This window comes from Tumidithrix elongata BACA0141 (genome assembly GCF_036349135.1).
Classification (GTDB): Bacteria; Cyanobacteriota; Cyanobacteriia; order Pseudanabaenales; family Pseudanabaenaceae; genus Tumidithrix; species Tumidithrix elongata.
Genome location: NZ_JAZBJZ010000028.1, coordinates 1 through 19,282, shown reverse-complemented (window position 1 = coordinate 19,282; position 19,282 = coordinate 1). Strand labels below are relative to the sequence as shown.

Genomic DNA, 19,282 nt, shown 5'->3' with positions numbered 1-19,282 from the left:
GAATTCCCGACCTAAAGAACTTAAGCTTAGTTTAACAATTATATAGTTGCTTGCATGACTTTACCTAATCAGCGTTGGCAGATTTTCTCACCTCAGCCTTATTTAGCCGAGTTCATCGCCACTTCAACGGGCTTATCGCCAATGCTGGCACAGGTATTGATCAATCGGGGCATGGATACGGTCGAATTAGCCCAGCGTTTTTTAGAGCCAGACAGCGAGCTTTTACCCGACCCCAAAGACGAATTTCAGGACTTAATTCCCAGCCTCGATCGCATTGAGAAAGCTATTCGCAGCCAAGAAAGCATCGCCATCTGTGGGGATTATGATGTCGATGGCATGACCAGCACAGCCTTGTTAATTCGGACATTCAGGGCATTGGGGGCACAGGCTGACTACGCCATTCCGAGCCGTATGACCGAGGGCTACGGGATTAACGATCGCATTGTCAGAGAGCTAAATAGCAAAGGGGTGACTTTACTGATTACGGTCGATAACGGCATCGCCGCCTACGATGCGATCGCTTTGGCAGAAAGTCTGGGTACATCGGTAATCGTCACCGATCACCACGATATTCCGATTGAATTACCCCCCGCCACAGCAATTTTAAATCCGAAATATAAAGTCAATCCCAGTTCGCCCTACGCCACAATCGCAGGGGTAGGGGTTGCCTATGTCTTGGCGTTAGAATTGGCAGATCGCTTCGGCAAGCGAGCCGAACTCGCCGATCCCTTACTAGAACTTTTTACACTGGGCACGATCGCCGATCTTGCCTCGCTGACAGGAATTAATCGCCGCCTCGTCCAAAAAGGGTTGCGCCTCTTGGCACAGTCGAAATTGCTGGGCGTTACGGCTTTAATTAATGAGTCTGGTATTGTCAAAGAGAAACAAACGGGGTTAAAACCCGAAGCGATCGGATTCGGCTTAGGCCCGCGCATCAATGCAGTGGGGCGGATTGGCGATCCTAGAACCGTGATCGATCTGCTAACTGCCGAAGAAATGGGGCAGGCGATCGTCTTGGCGCAAGAATGCGAAGCCACCAATCGGGAACGACAAATTAAGTGCGCTGAAATCGAACAGGAAGCGATCGCTTACATCACTGCCAAAATTCAAAGTAAAGAACTCGATTTAAAACAAGAAAAGGTTTTAGTTGTCGTCGATCGCGAAGTCAAAAAATTCTTGGCAGATCGAGCCAAGCCTAAGGGAACCAAAAAGAATACCAAAACGGAATCTCTTTCCGCTGAAGCAGGTTGGCATCATGGGGTAATTGGTATTGTTGCCTCGCGTTTGGTGGAAAGATATGGCGCACCTGTATTTATCGGCAGTGTGGAAGATGAGGCGTTGGAATTTGGTGAAGATTCGGAATTGAACCAAGAGGAGAACCACAGCAAAACTCGCTTCTCTGTACGCGGCATTCCCGAATTTCACGTATTCAAATCTTTGGAATTCATCAAATCCATTCGCGACAAGGGGGGTGGACATAAAGCAGCGGGCGGTTTCTCGATTTCCACTGCCAATCTAGATCTGTTGCGTCAAGCGTTAAGAGAATTTGCCGATCGCGAAGCGGTCACAGCCGAACATATTCAACCACTGATCGAAGTGGATGTGCTTGCCGATCTCGGTCATATTTCCATAACCCTGTTACAAGAAATCGATCGCCTTCAACCCTGCGGTATTGGCAACTCCGATCCCGTATTCTACAGTCGTGATGTGCGGGTGCTGGCTCAGCAACGTCGCGGCAAAGACAAAACCAAACACCTCGCCCTCGAACTCGATAAAGGAAATGGGGAGAAAATTAAAGCGATCGCTTGGCGTTGGGGAGAATACTGTCCAATTCCCGATCGCGTCGATCTGGCTTACAAACTACGGGCTAATCAGTGGCAAGATACGACTTCTGTGGAATTGGAAGTCATTGGAATTCGTACTGCCAGTCAAGATACCAGTCAAGATAATGACTATGCTGTGAATTCCACGCGGATGGAATTCGCTCGCAAGGATTGGCAACCGATTCTAGACTATAAACCTGCACCAAATTTGGAAGTAGTTCCCAAATGGCAAACCTTGGCGGAGGCAAGTAAACCCCTCGCTCGACCGATCTTGCTCTATGGCTACGATCGCCCTGCCCATCTATTTCAAGGGGATGTCGATTGCGATCGCCCGCGTCGTCGGTACACTTCCCTTGTGCTGTGGAGCTTACCCCCTTCAGCCACCCATTTACGTTGGCTGATTGCGTTGGCAAAACCCGAAGCCATTTATGTCGGCTCGCAAATTCCTCAAATCCCTACATCCGAGTCAATCTTAGAGCGAGCTGCTTTGGTCGTGGGAAGCGATTCCCTACGGGATGCATACTGCCGGCTCAACTTATTAGATCTGGCGCAGCAGTGGTGGGTGGCTCCCTGCACCATTGTGTCAGCCCTACGACAACTGGGCTATCCTTGCCCCGATTTTCCTTCCACTTATCCTTTAGATCGCGAATTACAACATTTGCAAAACTGGTATACCTGCTCCATTGAGAAACTATCAAACATTTGCCAGAATTGATTCCCTAATTGGTTGAACCATAAGCAGGCTCCATGACGATACAGGCTTACACTAAAAACGAAAGCGAAAAGCGAAGTGTGATTGCAAGAGGAATATGCGAAGCATTCGTGTCAAGAGTTACTCTTTCATCAAGACACATCTACACGAATGCTCTACTCTCACGGAAGATAGGGATCGATTTATAGATGTTTATCGATCGCATTGATCAGCGTTGTTTTTGGTACAGCACCCACAACGGTATCTACCTTCTGACCTTGTTTGAAAATCATCAAAGTGGGAATACTGCGAATACCATATTCCTTCGCGATCGCTGAGTTTTGGTCTGTATCCAGTTTGACCACTTTTACCTGACCTTCATATTGGGTAGCAAGTTCGTCAACAATGGGAGCAACCATCTTGCAAGGTCCACACCATTGCGCCCAAAAATCTACCAATACTGGAAGTTCGTTATCCAAAACTTCTTGTTTGAATGTAGAATCTGTAACCTGTATGACGGATGACATTGTTAGTCTCCTGATTTAAGGATGTTATTTTGACTGCCTAGTTATTCGATTTTATCGAACTATTAAACTATAGAAGATTTTATGCAATAATGTCAAGTATGAGATTGGTATATCATCCAGACAGAAAAGATATTTCCTTGGCAGGGGTTCTCTATGCCCTAGGCGATCCGATACGGCTAGAAATTGTCAAACGACTTGCCGAAAAAGGAGAGCAACCTTGTGCTGCTTTAGATTGCCAAATCGCTAAGTCAACTATGTCTCATCACTTTCGCGTCCTGCGCGAGTCAGGCGTGCTTTATTACCGTAAAGAAGGAACGCAACATATCAACTCTTTACGGCGATCGGAACTAGATGCGCTTTTCCCAGATCTGCTTGATACGATATTAAGGTCGGCAAATCAGTCATCTACTTGTCCAGATAAAACACCTGAAAAGCCTTGATGACCTTAGTTTAGTCAAAAGTTTTAATTGCAAATTTTCCGTAGCATTAGGCTTCAGCTTTACTCAACCCACCAAGCATTCGAGCAAACCTCTCTTACATTCATTGATTAGTCTATGACAGAATCATTTTCATTTTCTCAAAACCCTGAAGCCCAAAATCTAGAATCTGGAGGCTCAGAACATATCTCTCAAGCAGAGCTAAACGAGTGGCGCACCAAAATCGAAATTGCCAATCAACACAATGTTTTTTCTCACTGTCATAGTTGTGGTTATGAGTGGGTTGCCTCGAGTAAAACTACCTGTCGTTGCGGCAGTTCTAAAGTCGAATATATTCTGTGTTGGCAGTTTCCTGACGACTAATTTTTGAGTTTAAGTTTTGGTATTTTCAGTAGCTTTTAAGCTGGAGAATATACCGCGAGAAGGATTGTGGTATTAAACAAAGTCATTATGATTACGAGTGAGCTTATGTTATTGTTAAATAGTGTTAACCTACGTAAGCATTTCATTTTGTAATTTTTTAAGGATTTGAACCATGACTGAATCTTTGCGTGTGGGACAGGCTGCGCCTGACTTTGAGTCAACAGCTGTCGTCGATCTAGAATTTAAAAAAATCAAGCTGTCTGATTACAAGGGTAAATATGTCGTTCTCTTTTTCTACCCTCTAGATTTTACGTTTGTATGCCCCACAGAAATTATTGCCTTTAGCGATCGCTACAGCGACTTTGAAAAGCTAAATACAGAAGTTCTTGGTGTTTCAGTGGATAGTGAATTCTCACACCTAGCATGGATTCAAACCGATCGCACCGCAGGCGGATTAGGTGACCTTAATTACCCTCTTGTAGCTGACTTAACAAAATCAATCGCTTCATCTTATAACGTGCTCGTTCCAGAAGCAGGTATCGCATTACGCGGTCTTTTCATTATTGATAAAGAAGGCATTGTTCAGCATGCAACCATCAATAACCTCTCCTTTGGTCGTAGCGTTGACGAAACCTTGCGTACTTTAAAAGCAATTCAGTATACACAATCTCACCCCGATGAAGTATGCCCCGCTGGTTGGGAAGAAGGAAAGGCAACCATGAAGCCCGATCCTAAGGGTTCCAAAGAGTACTTTGCAGCACTAGGCTAAAGCTATCGGTTAAGTTCTATTTTGCATATTTTAAGGGGCGATTATAAATCGCCCCTTCAGTGTTTGAAGCTAATCGTTACGCTTGATAAGAACACCAATCGCTCCAACTGCCCGCATAGAGTTTGCCTGTCTCAAGTCCAGCTAATTTCAGCGAGAGTAGGTTCACGCAAGCAGTTACCCCAGAACCGCAATAGACAATAATCTCATCCCTATCCTCTACCGCTTGCCAACGAGATCGCCGATCCGCCAAAACATAGCCCTGACTATCCGTTACCTCTTGCCAAGGATAGTTTACAGCCCCAGGAATATGTCCCGTGATCGGATCGATCGGTTCCCTTTCACCTCGGTAGCGATCGCCTTCGCGAGAATCTACCAACGCCACATTCGGCAAATCTTTTTTCGCTTTTACAACCTCAATATCGACAACGCGATCGCTTTGTAGGTTCGGAATGAAGTCCACGGGTGTTTTTAATGGAACTGGCAATTCTGTCGAAATGGGATAGGCTGCGTTGCTCCACCCCGTAAAGCCACCATCTAGAAGTGCAACGCGATCGTGCCCCAGATAGGATAGCAACCACCAAAGGCGCGAGGCAAAAGCAAAACGCGAATCATCATAGGCAATTACCAACGTAGGATTCTCCCCAGAGCGAATACCCATTTTAGAAAATTTTGCTGCCAACTGCTCTAGATTGGGTAATGGATGCCGCCCACCATGCTTTTGTACGGGACTGGATAAATCTCGATTGAGGTCGAGATAATGGGCGTTGGGAATATGCCCAGCAAGGTATTGCTGCCGCCCCAACTCAGGATCGGCAAGGGAAAAACGACAATCGACAATCACAACTTGAGGATCGTCAAGGTGCGATCGCAGCCATTCCGCAGAGACAATTAGATCGGGAGTGGAATTCTTAACCATGAAAGCAGTTCGTGACTAGGCAAAACATAGCAATTTTCAAATCCATATATTCTAAATAACCTTAGCTATTAGTTGAGAGAAGCTCGGTGAGCGTTGCCGAACTGAGCCGAAGCCAATCCCTAATAGTGGCTTCCAGATTTACGATAATGAACGGCAGCAAGCCCATTCGGTTGCATGACCTTACCATTTTCAATCACGCCATACACAAGCCAGTGATCGCCGCATTCCATGCGTTGATCGACGCGACATTCTAAATAGGCAAGTGCATCTTTAAGGATGGGAGCGCCATTACTGGCTGTCTCATGGGCAACATCCACAAACCGATCTTCGCCGGGGGCATACTTTTTCATAAACTGCTTGCGAACCTGTTTGCCCTGCTCCAAAATATTGACCACAAAGCGATCGCCCTCATGCATAAAAGATTCGATCGCGCGTTCTTTAGCAACTGCTACGGTCAGTCCGGGTGGATTGAATGTGGCTTGCGAAATCCAAGAAGCCAGCATTGCTGTGGAGAGATCGCCTTTGGCAACGGTAACCACACTTAAAGGCCCGACGATACGACCGATCGCTTGTTCCACCGTACTTCCGGGATTGAGCGTCGTGCGAACTTTTTTGGAGTCCTTTAATGCCTGGGCAAAATCCGTTCCCGTCTCTTCACAAAAGCGAAGGGTCTCCTGCGTGGGCGTGAACTTAATTCGGATCGGATCGAAAGCTAAGGTATAGCCAGCATCCTGTAGCTTATTGGCAATAATGTCTACGGCTTCGCCACTCCAGCCATAGGAACCAAATACTCCAGCTAAGTAACTCTTGGTCGCTGTAGCAAGGACAATTCCTAAAGCTGTCTGTACCTGTGTAGGAACGTGGCCGCCCAGTGTGGGAGAACCAATCAGAAAACCTGCCGACTTCTCTACTGCTACTTTAATTTCAGAGGGAGTGGCATGTTCGCAGTTGATCGACTCAACCGCCACACCTGCTTTGATAATTCCTGCTGCTAAGGCATTGGCTAGGGTTGCCGTATTGCCATAGGCAGAAGCATAGAGCAGCGTCACAGAGATATTTTGCTTAGTTTGAACTTCGCTCCATTGCCGATAGAGATTAACGAGTTCGTGCAATCCATAGCGCAACATTGGGCCGTGGCCAGGCGCATAAAAACTAGCTGGGAAATCTGCGATTTTATCCAGTGCGGCTTCAACTTGACGGGTCTGATTTGCCATCAAGCAATCGAAATAATAGCGCCGATCTTCTAAGAAAGAAGACCAACCTTCGTCAAATACCTGATCGCCACAGATATGGGCGCCAAACAATTTATCTGTATAGAGAATCTGGGTCTTGGTGTCGTAGGTACAGAGGCTATCGGGGTATCGCGGTGTTGAGGTCGGGATAAATTGCAGCGTGTGACCTTTGCCTAGATCTAAGACTTCCTCCCCTCGCACCACTTTAATTTGTGGTTCGCAGTCCGTGAGGGCATTACGTAAAGCGATCGCGCCCGGATTTGTACAGACAAACTGAATGCGATCGTTAGACTCCAGCAGAGCCTTGATGGTCTCGATCCGATTGGGGTTGACATGTCCTAACACGACGTAATCAATCGACTTCAAATGGATGCGTCGTTTGAGTTCGTCCAAATAGATTTCTGTAAACGTGCCACCGGGAGGATCGATTAAAGCATTTTTGTCCGCTTGAATCAAAAAAGAATTGGCGGTAGTGCCGCGCTCTAAGGCATATTCAATCTCAAAACGGAGGCGATTCCAGCTTCTAGAGCGAATAGCTAAGGTTTCTGCACCAACCGAAAACACCTGAACGTCGCGGGGTTTAGTTTGCATTCTCTATAGACTCCATAGAATTTGGTTTACGTTGTTGAATTTGGGCGCGAACCCAAGCTCGGAAAGCAATTTCCGCTTCCACTTCATCAATTTGGCATTGTGACAAAAAATCATACAGTGTGGACTTCTCAATCAATGGGAAAGTGGGGCTTGTTTCTACCTCTTGATATTTGCCATCCTGAAGCTGATAGATGTAAAGTGAGCGTCCGTTGTATCGCCAAAACTCCGAAACACCTAACTGGGCGTAGAGTGCAGGTTTGTTAATATCTGTATGGGTAATATCGACTTCCACAACCAAGTCAGGGGCGGGATCTTGTTGCAGATCGACGATTTTTCCAGCAACTTTGGGTTGATTCTGAATGTAGTAGCCGTTATCGGGTTCAGTACCTTTCAATAAATCTGGGCGATCGAGTGTAGTCGATCCCATAGTCTTGACCTTTAGCCCGAGTTCGACAATTAGAATAATAATCAGGCGTTCTATTAGTCTTCCAGAATTCTCATGTCCTTCTAAGGGCATTCTAATCTCCAATGTACCTTCGTCATAGGTTAAGCGAGCATAACGGTGGTCGCCCATCGCTTCTAAAATCTGTTGGTAGCTATCCCAACTGAGATTATGGACATAAACTCTTTGGGCGTTAGGAAGCGGTGGGGTTGCTGTGACGACTGGAGATGGGGCTGTACTGACCATGATTTTTCACTGACTGAATTCTGATGAGGGGGATTACCCCACCCTAGCCCTCCCCTTACCAAGGGGAGGGAACTGGATTAGAAGTCAAACCAACTCGCGGAGTTTTGCTTGATGTTCCTCTTGGGTGATGCGACCTGCGGCGAGGTCTTCGTTGAGGGCTTTTACCTGGGGTTCGATTTCCTTTTGCTTGGCAGCGATCGCGTCGGCTTTATCTTTATAGACAGATTCTCCTTCTTTCTTGGCGTTTTTAAAGGCTTCCTTTAAGCGAAAGGCATCCATTTCGCAACCACTAGCAAAGTATTGATTGGCGACTTTCCCTATGGCCCAAGTGCTAGCAAAGGCTGTAGTTGCGCCTACGACAATACCGAAGACGGGAACCAACTTCGCTAAGTTGCTGACGGCAATGCGCGTGCCCGTCATGCCCAGACTGCCAAATAGAGCCTTTTTTAAATCTGCACTCTGGTGGGCGCGATCGTAGCCCCAACGTTCGCCAATCGATTGCACCAAATCTAATTGATTCCAATAGATATAAACGTCAAAGGCGATCGAGATTCCGGGCAATGGGAAAGCACCGAGGACGGCATTAAAAAAGCAGGCATCCGTGATCTCATTTTCAACTTCGATTTCTCGCTTTACAGGATCGGTGATTTGCTGTACTTGCTGCGAAATTGACGACTTTCTCGATTTGCGCTGAAGGTTTTTGAGCCACTCTTCCTTACCCCAGAGACGCGAGGTCGTAAAGGTAGCACCAATTTTTTCGAGCAGCTCTTGTTCCTCTGGACTACAGTCACCGTCAATATTTGCCATCGCAAAGGCCGACTGATAAGCCAACTCTTGAGCTGTATCGCTGGTGATATGGGTCAGAAGTTCATCGACTTCCACTTGTTCTGACAGTAGACTTTCGACCGTCACACCCTCTGGCAGTTGGATTTCCGAAAAGGCTTCGGTAATACTATTGCGTTCTTCATCCAGTAATTTACCGTCTGCATTTGCCATACACACAAGTAATTTAAAGCTGGCTAAGACTTCTTGTTGATTTACGGCTGACATCAGATCCTCCTTTTGACTGAACTTGTGACTGACAATCCTAGATTTAGGATCGAGCAAAGCATCGATCTAAACATTCAGTCCCTATGATTGCATTCCTTAGTAGTGATTGCCAACCTTACGGTGGTGTGTTGCCGAAAGTGCATCTGCCTTAGAAACGCGCCCAGCATCGGCGGTGGCATAGACGATCCAGTGATCGCTGCACTCCATACGACTGACCACCGTACATTCCATAAACGCCAGCGCATCGGTCAAAATCGGCGAACCAGAGGTGGAGGCTTGGGTTTTCACACCTTCAAACCGATCGGCACCGGGGGCAAACCGCTTGAGAAAATGCTGCATCAGTTTTGTATAGTTGCCTTCTTCTAGAACATTCAGCACAAAGCGATCGCCGACATGCATCAGAGACTCGATCGCCCGATCCTTTGCCACGGCGATCGATAGGCCTAGGGGTTTAAAACTGGTTTGGGCAACCCATGAGGCAAGCATGGCGCTCTTGACCTCGCCCTTAGCGGCAGTGATGATATACAACCCACCTGCAATCCGTCCCAATGCCTTATCGAGCTCGGCATCGATCGCTTTCATTTGCTTAATCGTTTCTTTGCGTTTGAGCAACTGACCTAAGTCCGTACCCGCTTCATCGCAAAGCTGATAGGTGGACTCATGGGGCTGCTCTCGGACGCGAATCATCGGAAACGCAGGCGTTAAGCCCAGATCTTTAAATTTATTATTGAGCAGATCGATGGACTGATCTTCACCGCCGAATGCTTCGTAAATCCCAAAGGCTTGTTTCTCTTTAGCGACACCCATAATCGTACTTAAGGCAGTCTGCGCGGTCTCATGGGATTCTGGAGAGGTACATAGGACGACACCCGAAGCTTGACTGACCAGTTCGCGCACTTCTTGCAGATCGGTGGCTTTGAGATCGACCATTTCTACAGCTACGCCTGTTTTGATAATGCCCTTGGCGATCGCTTGTGATAGGCGATCGCTGTAACCGTAATCTGAAACGTAACAGACCACTGCGGTGGTTTCTCCCTTAGTCTGGTCTTGGCTCCATTTGCGATAATTGCCAGTCAACTCAACCACGTTATAGCGCAGCAGAGGCCCGTGACCGTTGGCAATGATGTCGATCTTGGGCAACTCATCCATGCGTTTCATTGCAGCCAAGACCGATCGCGCATTTGGGCCCATCAAACAGTCGTAGTAAAACCGATAATCGGGGGCGATCGCCTTGAGATCTTCGTCAAAGGTAGGCTCGTTGCAATAGTGCATCCCGAACACGTCACAGGTAAATAGCACCCCCGTACCATAGTCATAGGTGAGCATCGTGTCGGGCCAGTGCAGGTTGGGCGCACTCACAGATTGCAAAATATGCCCCTTCCCTAGGTCTATTTGGTCGCCATTTTTCAGAATCTGTTGCTTAAAGGGTTGGTGAATTAGGTCGCTGAGAAATTGCAAGGCGACTTTTGTGCCGACAACGGTGACGTTGGGCGCAAGCGCTAAGATATCGCTGACTAGACCGCTATGATCGGGTTCGGTATGGCTGATCACCAAATAGTCAATCGTGGCAGGGTCAATATTGGCTTTGAGCGTGTCGAGGTAGAGCGATCGAAACTTGGCATGGGATGTATCGACCAGCGCAATCTTTTCGCCGCGAATGATATAGGAGTTGTAGGTCGTGCCATTTTGCAAGCCAAACTCAATATCAAACCGATCTCTGTCCCAGTCAAGCGATCGCAGTGTGGTCGTATCAGGAGCAATTTCACTGACCTGTATCGTCAATCTGCGTGCCTTTGCTTCAGAATTGGCTGGATTTGCCACAGCAGCTACCATGATTTTGCCTCCTGTAATTTTTAAACCTGTGTTTGAATCGGGACGAATGAATAGTTTGGATATCGTATGAATATGCTTCCAGTGTAATGCTTCTGGCAAACTGAGTCTAATCAGTAATTGCGATCGTACACATTACAGAAATCTATTATTATCTTAATTTGCATAGAATAGAATCTATCCTTAGATGAGTATTAATACTCACTAAACATGCGATCGTATTATGTCACAATCTTCACACCCCTTATCTAACTGCCCTGCAAGCAGTTGCTTTACCAGAATAGAACCATGACCGAACTGCATATTTCTTGGGACGACTATCACGCCAAAATCGAACAACTCGCTGTCAAAGTTTATCAATCGCAATGGGAATTTAACCAAATTCTCTGTCTGGCAAGGGGAGGACTCAGAATCGGGGATATTCTCTCTCGCATTTACAACCGTCCGTTAGCGATTCTCTCGGTGTCTTCTTACAGTGGAGAAGAGGGGAACGTTAGGGGGGAATTACATTTTGCCCGAAGTATTACGATGTCAACCAAGCAATTGGGCGATCGCGTCCTGCTCGTGGACGATCTGGTGGATTCGGGCGTGACGTTAAAGGAAACTTTGGTGTGGCTAAAGCAACATCCTGAATATGCGATCGCGGATGTCAAAACCGCTGTGCTTTGGTATAAGGCATGTTCGGTAATTGCGCCAGATTTTTATGTCGATTATCTCTCTGATAGTCCTTGGATTCATCAACCCTTTGGACGTTACGAACAGATAAAACCAGAGGATTTACTTCCCTAAAACATCATGACACTGTTCTGGTGTATAAGTTTCCGCAAATGAGTCGAGATGAGGTGCAAGCAATGTTTACGCTAAGCGACTTAAAGAAAACAAGAGTTTATCAGGAGGCTCTAGAAGAAGGTCGGCAAGAAGGCAGGCAAGAAGGCAGGCAAGAAGGCAGACAAGAGGGCGAAAAGCTTGGTGAAAAACGCGGTCAAGTAACGATTATCTTAAGATTATTGACCAAAAAGTTTGGAGTAGTGTCACCATCGATCGCTGCAAAGATTGAGAAGCTCACCTCGGCGCGATTAGAGAAACTGGCTGAAGCCTTACTAGATTTTGAGCATACTTCCGACTTGGAGGCATGGTTGAAGCTTCGCTAGGAATGTCAGCGATCGCCTGCTTTGACTTCCCTAAAATAATCACATTTCCCTGCTCGATCGCAGTCTGAAACTCCTCATCAAGATCGGCAGCTCACCTAAAAGAATATTACAATCGAGCGAAACCAGTACAGGATTGTATGCGATCGCTTTACTTCGATAATTGATGGAACTGTGCTACTTCAGTCAGGCGAAGCAGTGAAAGAACGTCTTGCTAACGGACAATTGGAAGTAGCGATTCGTAGCTTAGGATTTGAGAAGTTGGTATGCGTCGGCAACTTCGCGCAGAACGCTCGTACGCTCAAAGAGGCAGGTATTCCCTACGAAGCGATCGCTGCACTATTTAAGCTTTGCCGAGGTGCTTTTGCCGATCTAGAATGGTTTCGGTCAGTCACCACCTTAGTGCAAGACCCAGAACATCGATGCGATCGCATCGACTTCTCTGAAGACTGGTGGTACGTTGACGATCTGGCACCGCATTATTTGACCGTAGGAAAAGAAGGCCAAGAACTGGGCTTATTGGAGTCGCGCCGAATCTGTACACCCGAACCAGATGGAGATGGTGAAGATATTATGAAGTGGCTGAAAGCGATCGGCGATCTAAGTTAAGAGTACTTAAAATCGTGATTGACAAGAGATCCCTTATCTGGCAATACTAGATATTTGTGAGATCTTTCTTTATTAAGAACTTAATTTAAACTCTTGGCTAACGTAATTGTTATTGGGGCGCAGTGGGGCGACGAAGGTAAGGGCAAAATCACAGACTTGCTGAGTCGTTCTGCAAATGTTGTAGTGCGCTATCAAGGTGGTATTAATGCCGGGCATACCGTAGTTGTTAACGACCAAACCTTTAAATTGCATCTGATCCCATCTGGGATTTTATATCCTGAGACCGACTGCATCATTGCTAGCGGTACGGTAATCGATCCCAAGATCCTTTTAGAGGAGCTGGCACAGCTTAAGCAGCTTGGGGTGACGACAGACAACCTGTTTATTGCTGAAACTGCTCATGTGACGATGCCCTACCATCGCCTCATCGATCAAGCATCCGAAAAGCAACGAGCAGAGCATAAGATCGGCACAACAGGACGAGGCATTGGCCCAACCTATGCAGACAAAGCCGATCGCATTGGTATCCGCGTACTCGATCTGATGGATCCTGAAGTTTTGCCAAAACGACTGCGCTGGGCAGTAGAGCAAAAAAATATTATTCTAGACAGGCTGTATGACCTGCCACCACTCGATCCCAAGGAAGTGATCGAGCAATATCAAGGATACGCCGAGCAATTACGTCCCCATGTGGTGGATGCTTCGCTTAAAATTGACGAGGCGATCAAAAAACGGCGCAATATTCTGTTTGAGGGCGCACAGGGTACGCTCCTAGACCTAGATCACGGAACCTATCCCTATGTCACATCCTCTAATCCCGTAGCAGGGGGTGCTTGCATCGGCGCTGGGGTTGGGCCTACGATGATCGATCGCATCATTGGCGTAGCGAAAGCTTACACAACCAGAGTGGGTGAGGGACCTTTCCCAACTGAGTTAAATGATGAGACTGGGGCTTTGCTCTGCGATCGCGGTGCAGAGTTTGGCACGACGACCGGTCGGCAACGTCGTTGCGGCTGGTTTGATGGCGTAATTGGGCGGTATGCAGTCAGAATCAACGGTTTGGACTGTTTGGCAATCACCAAGATGGATGTACTAGATGAACTAGACGAAATCAAAGTATGTATTGCCTACGAGCTTGATGGTCAAGTCGTACGCGATTTTCCTAGTAACTCTCGTGCTTTTGCCCGTGCTTTACCCATCTACGAAACGCTCCCTGGTTGGCGCAAACCAACCAATGCGTGCAAAACCCTTGCCGAATTACCCACAGAAGCAAGAGCTTACCTGAAGTTTTTAGCAGAATTAATGGAGATTCCGATCGCGATCGTTTCCCTTGGTGCAAGTCGAGGACAGACGATTATCGTAGAAGACCCCATTCATGGGCCCAAACGTGGGCTGCTAAATGTCTAAACAGACACTAAATGTCTAAACGACAAATGTCTAAAAAATCAGCCAACAGTCACCAAGAAACTGCTAACTGACTTGCCCATAACTGATACCTGATACCTGACTACTGATATGCAACTTACTATCGAATCCCAAACCCGTTCTCCCAAAGATACCCCTCGTGCCCTGCGTCGTTCGGGCAAAATCCCCGGAACCGTCTACGGTCATAAAGGCTCTGAATCTACAGCCATTTCCCTAGATGCTAAAGATGTGTTTACCTTGCTACGTACCGCAGTAATTAACAACACCTTAGTCGAACTCAACATTGCGGATGGTGACTTTAAGGGCAATACCCTATTAAGAGAAGTACAGCACCACCCTTACAAAAATGAGGTCTATCACCTTAGCTTCTTTTCGATCGCTGCCCAAACCAGCGTAGAAGTAGAAATTCCCCTACACTTTGTGGGTGTTCCCGTGGGCGTAAAAGTCGGTGGTGGCTCTGTGGATGTGACGATGAAAGCCGTTCGCGTTTCTTGCCCCCCCAACAGCGTACCTGAAACCATTGAAGTAGACATCACAAACCTCAATGTAGGCGAAGGGATTCACATTAGCGACCTCGTTTTCCCAGAGGGCGTTGTGCCCATTACCGATACCACTCCTTTGGTTGTGACTATCCTCAAGAAATAGAAATCACCTCTCCCCTAACCCCTCTCCTGTTAGGAGAGGGGAACCAAGTTCGGCTTTTGGGTAGATTTGATTACCCAAAAAGTTTCGGGAATATAAGTAATAAAAAGACGGCTACTAATCTTAAGATTGGTAGCCGTCTTTTCTATAGTGGAATTTTTCCAAGCGATCGCTAGACAGCCTCTTCAGCAATGACGATATGGCGATCGCGATCGATCCATAACCAGCCGTCTGCCTGTAGTTGACCTAGCGCTCTAGTTACGGTGACGCGAGTGCTACTAATCGCATTGGCGAGGTGTTGATGGGTTAATCGAATGCTGAGCCTCATACCGCCATCAGTAGGTTGCCCGACTTCTTTCTTTAGAAATAGCAAGATTTCTCGCAATCGATCTTCTACCCGTTTGTTGCTAACCAAAGCTAGCATTGACTCAGCCTGTTGCAGGCGACGATTGAGGTGGCGAAAAATACTGAGGGAGAGTTCGGGTGATTCCTCAATTTCAGTCATGGTGAAGCGCATTAAATCGACATCTGATAAGGCGATCGCTTGATAAGGCTCTAGCATCGTGAGGGGCAAACCAAAAGGCATCGACTGAAAAGCCAGACCCACTAAAACCTCATCCCCACTGGGATGTAATGTACTCAGTTGAACCACTCCCCGACAGACAACCCAGACCTCATGGCTATGCATGGGAATCGATTGGCTGCTCTCAAAGAAAGATAAATTTCTGCCTCGGTAGATTTCTTCTAGCGATCGCCGCCAGTCAAATCGGAAAGCTGCTTCGGAGTTTAAAAGGTAGGTCATAGGTATCCTAGTACACATACCCATACTAATTGCCTTGACTTAAGACGAGGTTAAGAGCAGCTATTGAGCAGGTAAAGCTTTCGATCCCAAACAGCACCAAATCAAAAAAAGTTTCCCTGAATACCAATGTTTTCAAAGGAATTGATCATAATTTGTAATATCTGTTTGTAATTTTTCACAGGCATTGGTCTCAGGTACAAACGGCAGCAGGGAATTCGTGCTTACAAGACTCGTATTTAGCAGGTAAATGATGCTCACAATCCAGAAAGAAAGCACAAAAGCAACTATCCATGAAACCTCAGTAGATCGCAAACATCATACGATCGTCGTGGGTGGCGGGTTTGGGGGACTCTATGCCGCCAAAGAGCTAGCAAAACTACCGATCAAAGTTACCCTGATCGATAAGCGTAACTTCCATTTGTTTCAGCCCCTCCTCTATCAAGTCGCAACGGGTACGCTCTCGCCTGCCGACATTGCCTCACCACTGCGGGCAGTTTTGGCTAACAAAAAAAACACAACGGTTTTGATGGCTGAAGTCGCAGACATCGATCCCCAAGCTCAAAAAGTCATCCTCGCCAGCAAAGAAGAGTTAAGTTACGACTCTTTAATTGTGGCAACGGGCGTCAGCCATCACTATTTTGGCAACGAACAATGGGCAGATTTAGCCCCCGGACTCAAAACTGTAGAAGATGCGATCAATATGCGCCGCCGCATTCTGGGAGCATTTGAAGTTGCCGAAAAAGAACCCGATCCCGAAAAGCGGAAGGCGTTACTAACCTTTGTGGTGATTGGTGGTGGGCCTACAGGGGTAGAACTGGCAGGGGCAATGGCCGATCTTGCAAACCACACCTTAAAGGACGAATTCACAGGTATTGACACGACAGAAGCAAAGATTCTGTTGCTTGAAGGCTTTGATCGCATTCTTCCGTCCTACCCGCCTGAGTTGTCCGCTGCTGCCGAGAAATCCCTAACTGCCCTAGGCGTAGAGGTAAAGACCCGCACCCTTGTAACGAATATTGAAAACCATGTAGTGACTTATCGTTGCGGCGATCGCGTCGAGCATGTGGAAGCTAAAACAATTCTCTGGGCAGCGGGTGTCAAAGCCTCAGCAATGGGCAAAACCCTTGCCGATCGCACGGGGGTAACTTTAGATCGCGTCGGTCGCGTTACCGTAGAGGCAGATATGGCGATCGCAGGATATCCTAATATCTTTGTGATTGGGGATTTGGCGAACTACGCCCACCAAGGCGATAAGCCCTTACCCGGTGTCGCGCCTGTTGCCATGCAGCAAGGTGAATTTGTCGCCCGTTTGATCGAATCGCGGGTCAAAGGAAAACCCGCACCCAAGTTTCGCTACCGCGATCTCGGTAGTTTAGCGGTAATCGGTCGCAATAAAGCCGTTGTCAATTGGGGATTTATTCGCGTTACAGGCATCTTTGCTTGGTTAATCTGGACGTTCCTACACGTTCTCTATCTTGTCGAGTTTGATAATCAACTGATCGTGCTCTTGCAATGGGGATACAACTATTTCACCCGTAAGAGCGGCGCTCGTTTGATTACAGGTCAATACCTTCAGGTAATGGAAGAAATGGAAGGAATTAAACCCAGCTAGTCATTGCTGTTAGCATTGGCTCCATTCTGTTTGGAATGAATACCGAGAATGATATTTATGCCAAATCACTACTAAAAAAATAGCTGTCATTTTTTAGTAGTGATAACGACAAGCAAAAATCCTAATTTTATCCTCTAGAACTTCATAAACTAACGTCAGTTCGGGATAAGAAAACCTGAAACGCTATATATCCCAAGGATCCCCCCCAGCCCCCCTTAAAAAAAGGGGGGAGAATTCACTTGTCCCCCTTTTTCAAGGGGGATGCCCGATAGGGCAGGGGGATCAAACCCTTCGGTTCCAGTAAGTTGGCTTGCTTTGTTCCGAAATCCTTAATCCGAACTTAGGTTAAACTAGACGATGTTCTCGATCAATGCGATCGCCTCTCGCCCTACCTCAACCTGATCGCCTCGCACCACACCTAAAGCGCGATCGCAGGTAAAATAAAGAAAAAGTAGTTATTCAAAATTTATGGCTATGTCATTAACTGAGTTACTGCCTGCACTTCAAAAACTCCACCCCTACGATAAGCTTAAAGCTATTCAGTTTTTGGCGACAGAATTATCAAAGGGACAAAATTTTCCTGTTAGTGATTTGGAATCTCAATCTTGGTTAGAAACTGATTTGGTAAGCGATCTACCTGAGTATGATTGGGGAGAAGGAGGAATTCCGAGCGTAAAACCTGTGGAATATTTGTCTGGTGTTGGTTTAGTGATAAAGGAAGGATAGAGGATTTTGGCTAATCAACCTCTCAAATGTGGTGATGTTATTCTGATTAATCTTCCATCTCATAATCCTAGAGGTCACGAACAGGAGGGAAAAAGACCTGCTGTTATTATTGGTGTGCCATCAGGTGATGTGCGCTATCTAGTTGCGATCGTAGTTCCATTAACTACACAGTTTGGAGTTTGGGCAAGAAAAAATCCTACGCTATATCCGAATATTCAGGCTGGAACGGCGGGATTAACTCAAACGTCAGTAGCTTTATGCGATCAAATACGTGCTGTAGATATGCAGAGGGTTATAGGCTATTTAGGTAGTTTATCTTCTGTTGAATATATGCCAATTATTGAGGGATTGAGACAAATTTTAGGATTGCAGCAATAAAGTTGTTAGTCGCCAAACCTAAAGCGCGATCACCTAAATCTCAACATCAAACAGCGAGCGCTCCCTCTTCACTCATAACCCCAATCGCTTATTCCCTCAACACCAAAACAGCGATCACCTCACACAAACTCAACACCCGATCACACTCTCAACCTTCACAAACTCAAAACGCTATCGTTTATCTTCATTAACAAAATTCTTTTGGGAAGTTATCTGCTTTATTGATAATAGTTTGCCATTTAGAAATATTTTTAGCAACATCTTTTTTGAATTCATCTAAATCTTGGGAATTATTGTAAATGTATCGAATAGCAAAAAAATCTCTGAAGATGGTGTGTGGGAAAGAGTAAATATCATCTTCACTAATTAGAGTAAATCCGTAAGTATCCTTTAAGAATTGAAAAATCAGTTGTGCAAGTCTATCAATTCTCATGTTGTCACTCCACTCGTAATATTTTTTTACGAAATTGCGGATATACTTAATTAATCTACTTCTTGATATATTCAAGACTTCTTCCTCTATGGTTTGACATGCAATATATTCCAATAATTCATATATAAAAATTATGGAAATAGGATTATTATCATTTTCCTTCTGACTTTTCCAAAATTCTCGATTCCATTCTTCTATCCAGATTTTTACAGCCCTTTGAACGATATGCCAAGTAGATGATAACCCCTTTGATTTTCTACTCTGATTTTCCGAATACGCAGCGTATTCGATACAAATCATCGCAAGCATCAGTGGGTTAGTAGCAAGTGCGTTTAACTGGTTTTCCTCATTTTTCAAATCTTTTAAAATTTCCTCTACAGTTGATTGAATTCTTAAGCTTTCTTTGCCTAGAACGATTTTCATTCTTTTTTCTATAAATTCTTTAATAGTACAGTTTTCACCTGCAAATTCGATATCCTTAAATTTTACAACCTCAAAATTTTCTAAGATCGATATTTCTGCGATATCTCGACTAGAGGGCACCTCTAAAAATCAGTCAGAGACGAAAAACGAAAATAAAAAGAGAGAAG

Annotated in this window: 20 protein-coding genes; 12 read left to right on the top strand and 8 right to left on the bottom strand. The window is 46.0% G+C overall.

Going from position 1 to position 19,282, the window contains the following annotated elements:
- Positions 1 to 54 precede the first annotated feature (54 nt).
- Complete coding sequence (gene recJ, locus V2H45_RS09165) at positions 55 to 2,538, top strand: single-stranded-DNA-specific exonuclease RecJ (protein WP_330483331.1); 2,484 nt, start codon at positions 55 to 57, stop codon at positions 2,536 to 2,538.
- A 179-nt stretch (positions 2,539 to 2,717) separates the two neighbouring features.
- Here the strand turns inward: recJ and trxA are convergent, their stop codons facing one another.
- Entirely contained in the window at positions 2,718 to 3,041 is a 324-nt protein-coding gene (gene trxA / locus V2H45_RS09160) for a thioredoxin (protein WP_330483330.1), read from the bottom strand.
- A 98-nt stretch (positions 3,042 to 3,139) separates the two neighbouring features.
- Here trxA and V2H45_RS09155 point away from each other — a divergent pair, with 98 nt between their 5' ends.
- The 3 genes from V2H45_RS09155 (at position 3,140) to V2H45_RS09145 (ending at position 4,610) form a co-directional block, all read left to right on the top strand.
- Positions 3,140 to 3,481: an ArsR/SmtB family transcription factor gene (locus tag V2H45_RS09155; protein WP_330483329.1), complete on the top strand. Its 342-nt coding sequence runs from the start codon at positions 3,140 to 3,142 to the stop codon at positions 3,479 to 3,481.
- Between the two features lie 114 nt (positions 3,482 to 3,595).
- On the top strand, positions 3,596 to 3,841 hold the full coding sequence (locus V2H45_RS09150) for a hypothetical protein (RefSeq protein WP_330483328.1): 246 nt from the start codon (positions 3,596 to 3,598) through the stop codon (positions 3,839 to 3,841).
- A 172-nt stretch (positions 3,842 to 4,013) separates the two neighbouring features.
- The gene (locus V2H45_RS09145) at positions 4,014 to 4,610 is read left to right on the top strand and encodes a peroxiredoxin (RefSeq protein ID WP_330483327.1); all 597 of its coding nucleotides are present in this window, start codon (positions 4,014 to 4,016) and stop codon (positions 4,608 to 4,610) included.
- Positions 4,611 to 4,686: 76 nt separating this feature from the next.
- Here the strand turns inward: V2H45_RS09145 and V2H45_RS09140 are convergent, their stop codons facing one another.
- The 5 genes from V2H45_RS09140 to V2H45_RS09120 all read right to left on the bottom strand — a co-directional run bounded on the left by V2H45_RS09140 (position 4,687) and on the right by V2H45_RS09120 (position 10,920).
- Positions 4,687 to 5,526 carry a sulfurtransferase gene (locus V2H45_RS09140; RefSeq protein WP_330483326.1) on the bottom strand — a complete coding sequence of 280 codons (840 nt, stop codon included), beginning with the start codon at positions 5,524 to 5,526 and terminating at the stop codon, positions 4,687 to 4,689.
- A 119-nt stretch (positions 5,527 to 5,645) separates the two neighbouring features.
- The gene (locus V2H45_RS09135) at positions 5,646 to 7,349 is read right to left on the bottom strand and encodes a diflavin flavoprotein (RefSeq protein WP_330483325.1); all 1,704 of its coding nucleotides are present in this window, start codon (positions 7,347 to 7,349) and stop codon (positions 5,646 to 5,648) included.
- Positions 7,339 to 8,037, bottom strand: coding sequence for a Uma2 family endonuclease (locus V2H45_RS09130; protein WP_330483324.1), 699 nt, complete (start codon positions 8,035 to 8,037; stop codon positions 7,339 to 7,341). Before V2H45_RS09130 ends, V2H45_RS09135 begins: the two co-directional genes overlap by 11 nt.
- A gap of 84 nt (positions 8,038 to 8,121) precedes the next feature.
- Entirely contained in the window at positions 8,122 to 9,087 is a 966-nt protein-coding gene (locus V2H45_RS09125) for a hypothetical protein (RefSeq protein WP_330483323.1), read from the bottom strand.
- A gap of 96 nt (positions 9,088 to 9,183) precedes the next feature.
- Entirely contained in the window at positions 9,184 to 10,920 is a 1,737-nt protein-coding gene (locus V2H45_RS09120) for a diflavin flavoprotein (protein WP_330483353.1), read from the bottom strand.
- Positions 10,921 to 11,205: 285 nt separating this feature from the next.
- Here V2H45_RS09120 and V2H45_RS09115 point away from each other — a divergent pair, with 285 nt between their 5' ends.
- The 5 genes from V2H45_RS09115 (at position 11,206) to V2H45_RS09095 (ending at position 14,744) form a co-directional block, all read left to right on the top strand.
- A complete protein-coding gene (locus V2H45_RS09115) occupies positions 11,206 to 11,706 on the top strand; it encodes a phosphoribosyltransferase (RefSeq protein WP_330483322.1) in 501 nt (166 codons plus the stop codon).
- 62 nt (positions 11,707 to 11,768) lie between these two features.
- Positions 11,769 to 12,068, top strand: coding sequence for a DUF4351 domain-containing protein (locus tag V2H45_RS09110; RefSeq protein ID WP_330483321.1), 300 nt, complete (start codon positions 11,769 to 11,771; stop codon positions 12,066 to 12,068).
- 171 nt (positions 12,069 to 12,239) lie between these two features.
- Positions 12,240 to 12,674, top strand: a complete 435-nt coding sequence (locus V2H45_RS09105) for a hypothetical protein (RefSeq protein WP_330483320.1) — start codon at positions 12,240 to 12,242, stop codon at positions 12,672 to 12,674.
- 93 nt (positions 12,675 to 12,767) lie between these two features.
- On the top strand, positions 12,768 to 14,081 hold the full coding sequence (locus V2H45_RS09100; protein ID WP_330483319.1) for an adenylosuccinate synthase: 1,314 nt from the start codon (positions 12,768 to 12,770) through the stop codon (positions 14,079 to 14,081).
- A gap of 108 nt (positions 14,082 to 14,189) precedes the next feature.
- Positions 14,190 to 14,744 (top strand): 50S ribosomal protein L25/general stress protein Ctc, encoded by a 555-nt coding sequence (locus tag V2H45_RS09095; protein ID WP_330483318.1) that lies wholly within the window; start codon positions 14,190 to 14,192, stop codon positions 14,742 to 14,744.
- A gap of 169 nt (positions 14,745 to 14,913) precedes the next feature.
- Here V2H45_RS09095 and V2H45_RS09090 read toward each other — a convergent pair whose 3' ends face one another.
- Positions 14,914 to 15,543, bottom strand: a complete 630-nt coding sequence (locus tag V2H45_RS09090) for a Crp/Fnr family transcriptional regulator (RefSeq protein ID WP_330483317.1) — start codon at positions 15,541 to 15,543, stop codon at positions 14,914 to 14,916.
- Positions 15,544 to 15,793: 250 nt separating this feature from the next.
- Between V2H45_RS09090 and V2H45_RS09085 the strand changes: the two genes are divergently transcribed.
- The 3 genes from V2H45_RS09085 to V2H45_RS09075 all read left to right on the top strand — a co-directional run bounded on the left by V2H45_RS09085 (position 15,794) and on the right by V2H45_RS09075 (position 18,259).
- A complete protein-coding gene (locus tag V2H45_RS09085; RefSeq protein WP_330483316.1) occupies positions 15,794 to 17,155 on the top strand; it encodes an NAD(P)/FAD-dependent oxidoreductase in 1,362 nt (453 codons plus the stop codon).
- 474 nt (positions 17,156 to 17,629) lie between these two features.
- A complete protein-coding gene (locus V2H45_RS09080; protein ID WP_330483315.1) occupies positions 17,630 to 17,881 on the top strand; it encodes a hypothetical protein in 252 nt (83 codons plus the stop codon).
- A 6-nt stretch (positions 17,882 to 17,887) separates the two neighbouring features.
- Positions 17,888 to 18,259 (top strand): type II toxin-antitoxin system PemK/MazF family toxin, encoded by a 372-nt coding sequence (locus tag V2H45_RS09075; RefSeq protein WP_330483314.1) that lies wholly within the window; start codon positions 17,888 to 17,890, stop codon positions 18,257 to 18,259.
- Positions 18,260 to 18,446: 187 nt separating this feature from the next.
- On the opposite strand, the gene V2H45_RS09070 is transcribed toward V2H45_RS09075, so the two are convergent.
- A complete protein-coding gene (locus V2H45_RS09070) occupies positions 18,447 to 19,235 on the bottom strand; it encodes an NACHT domain-containing protein (protein ID WP_330483313.1) in 789 nt (262 codons plus the stop codon).
- Positions 19,236 to 19,282 lie beyond the last annotated feature (47 nt).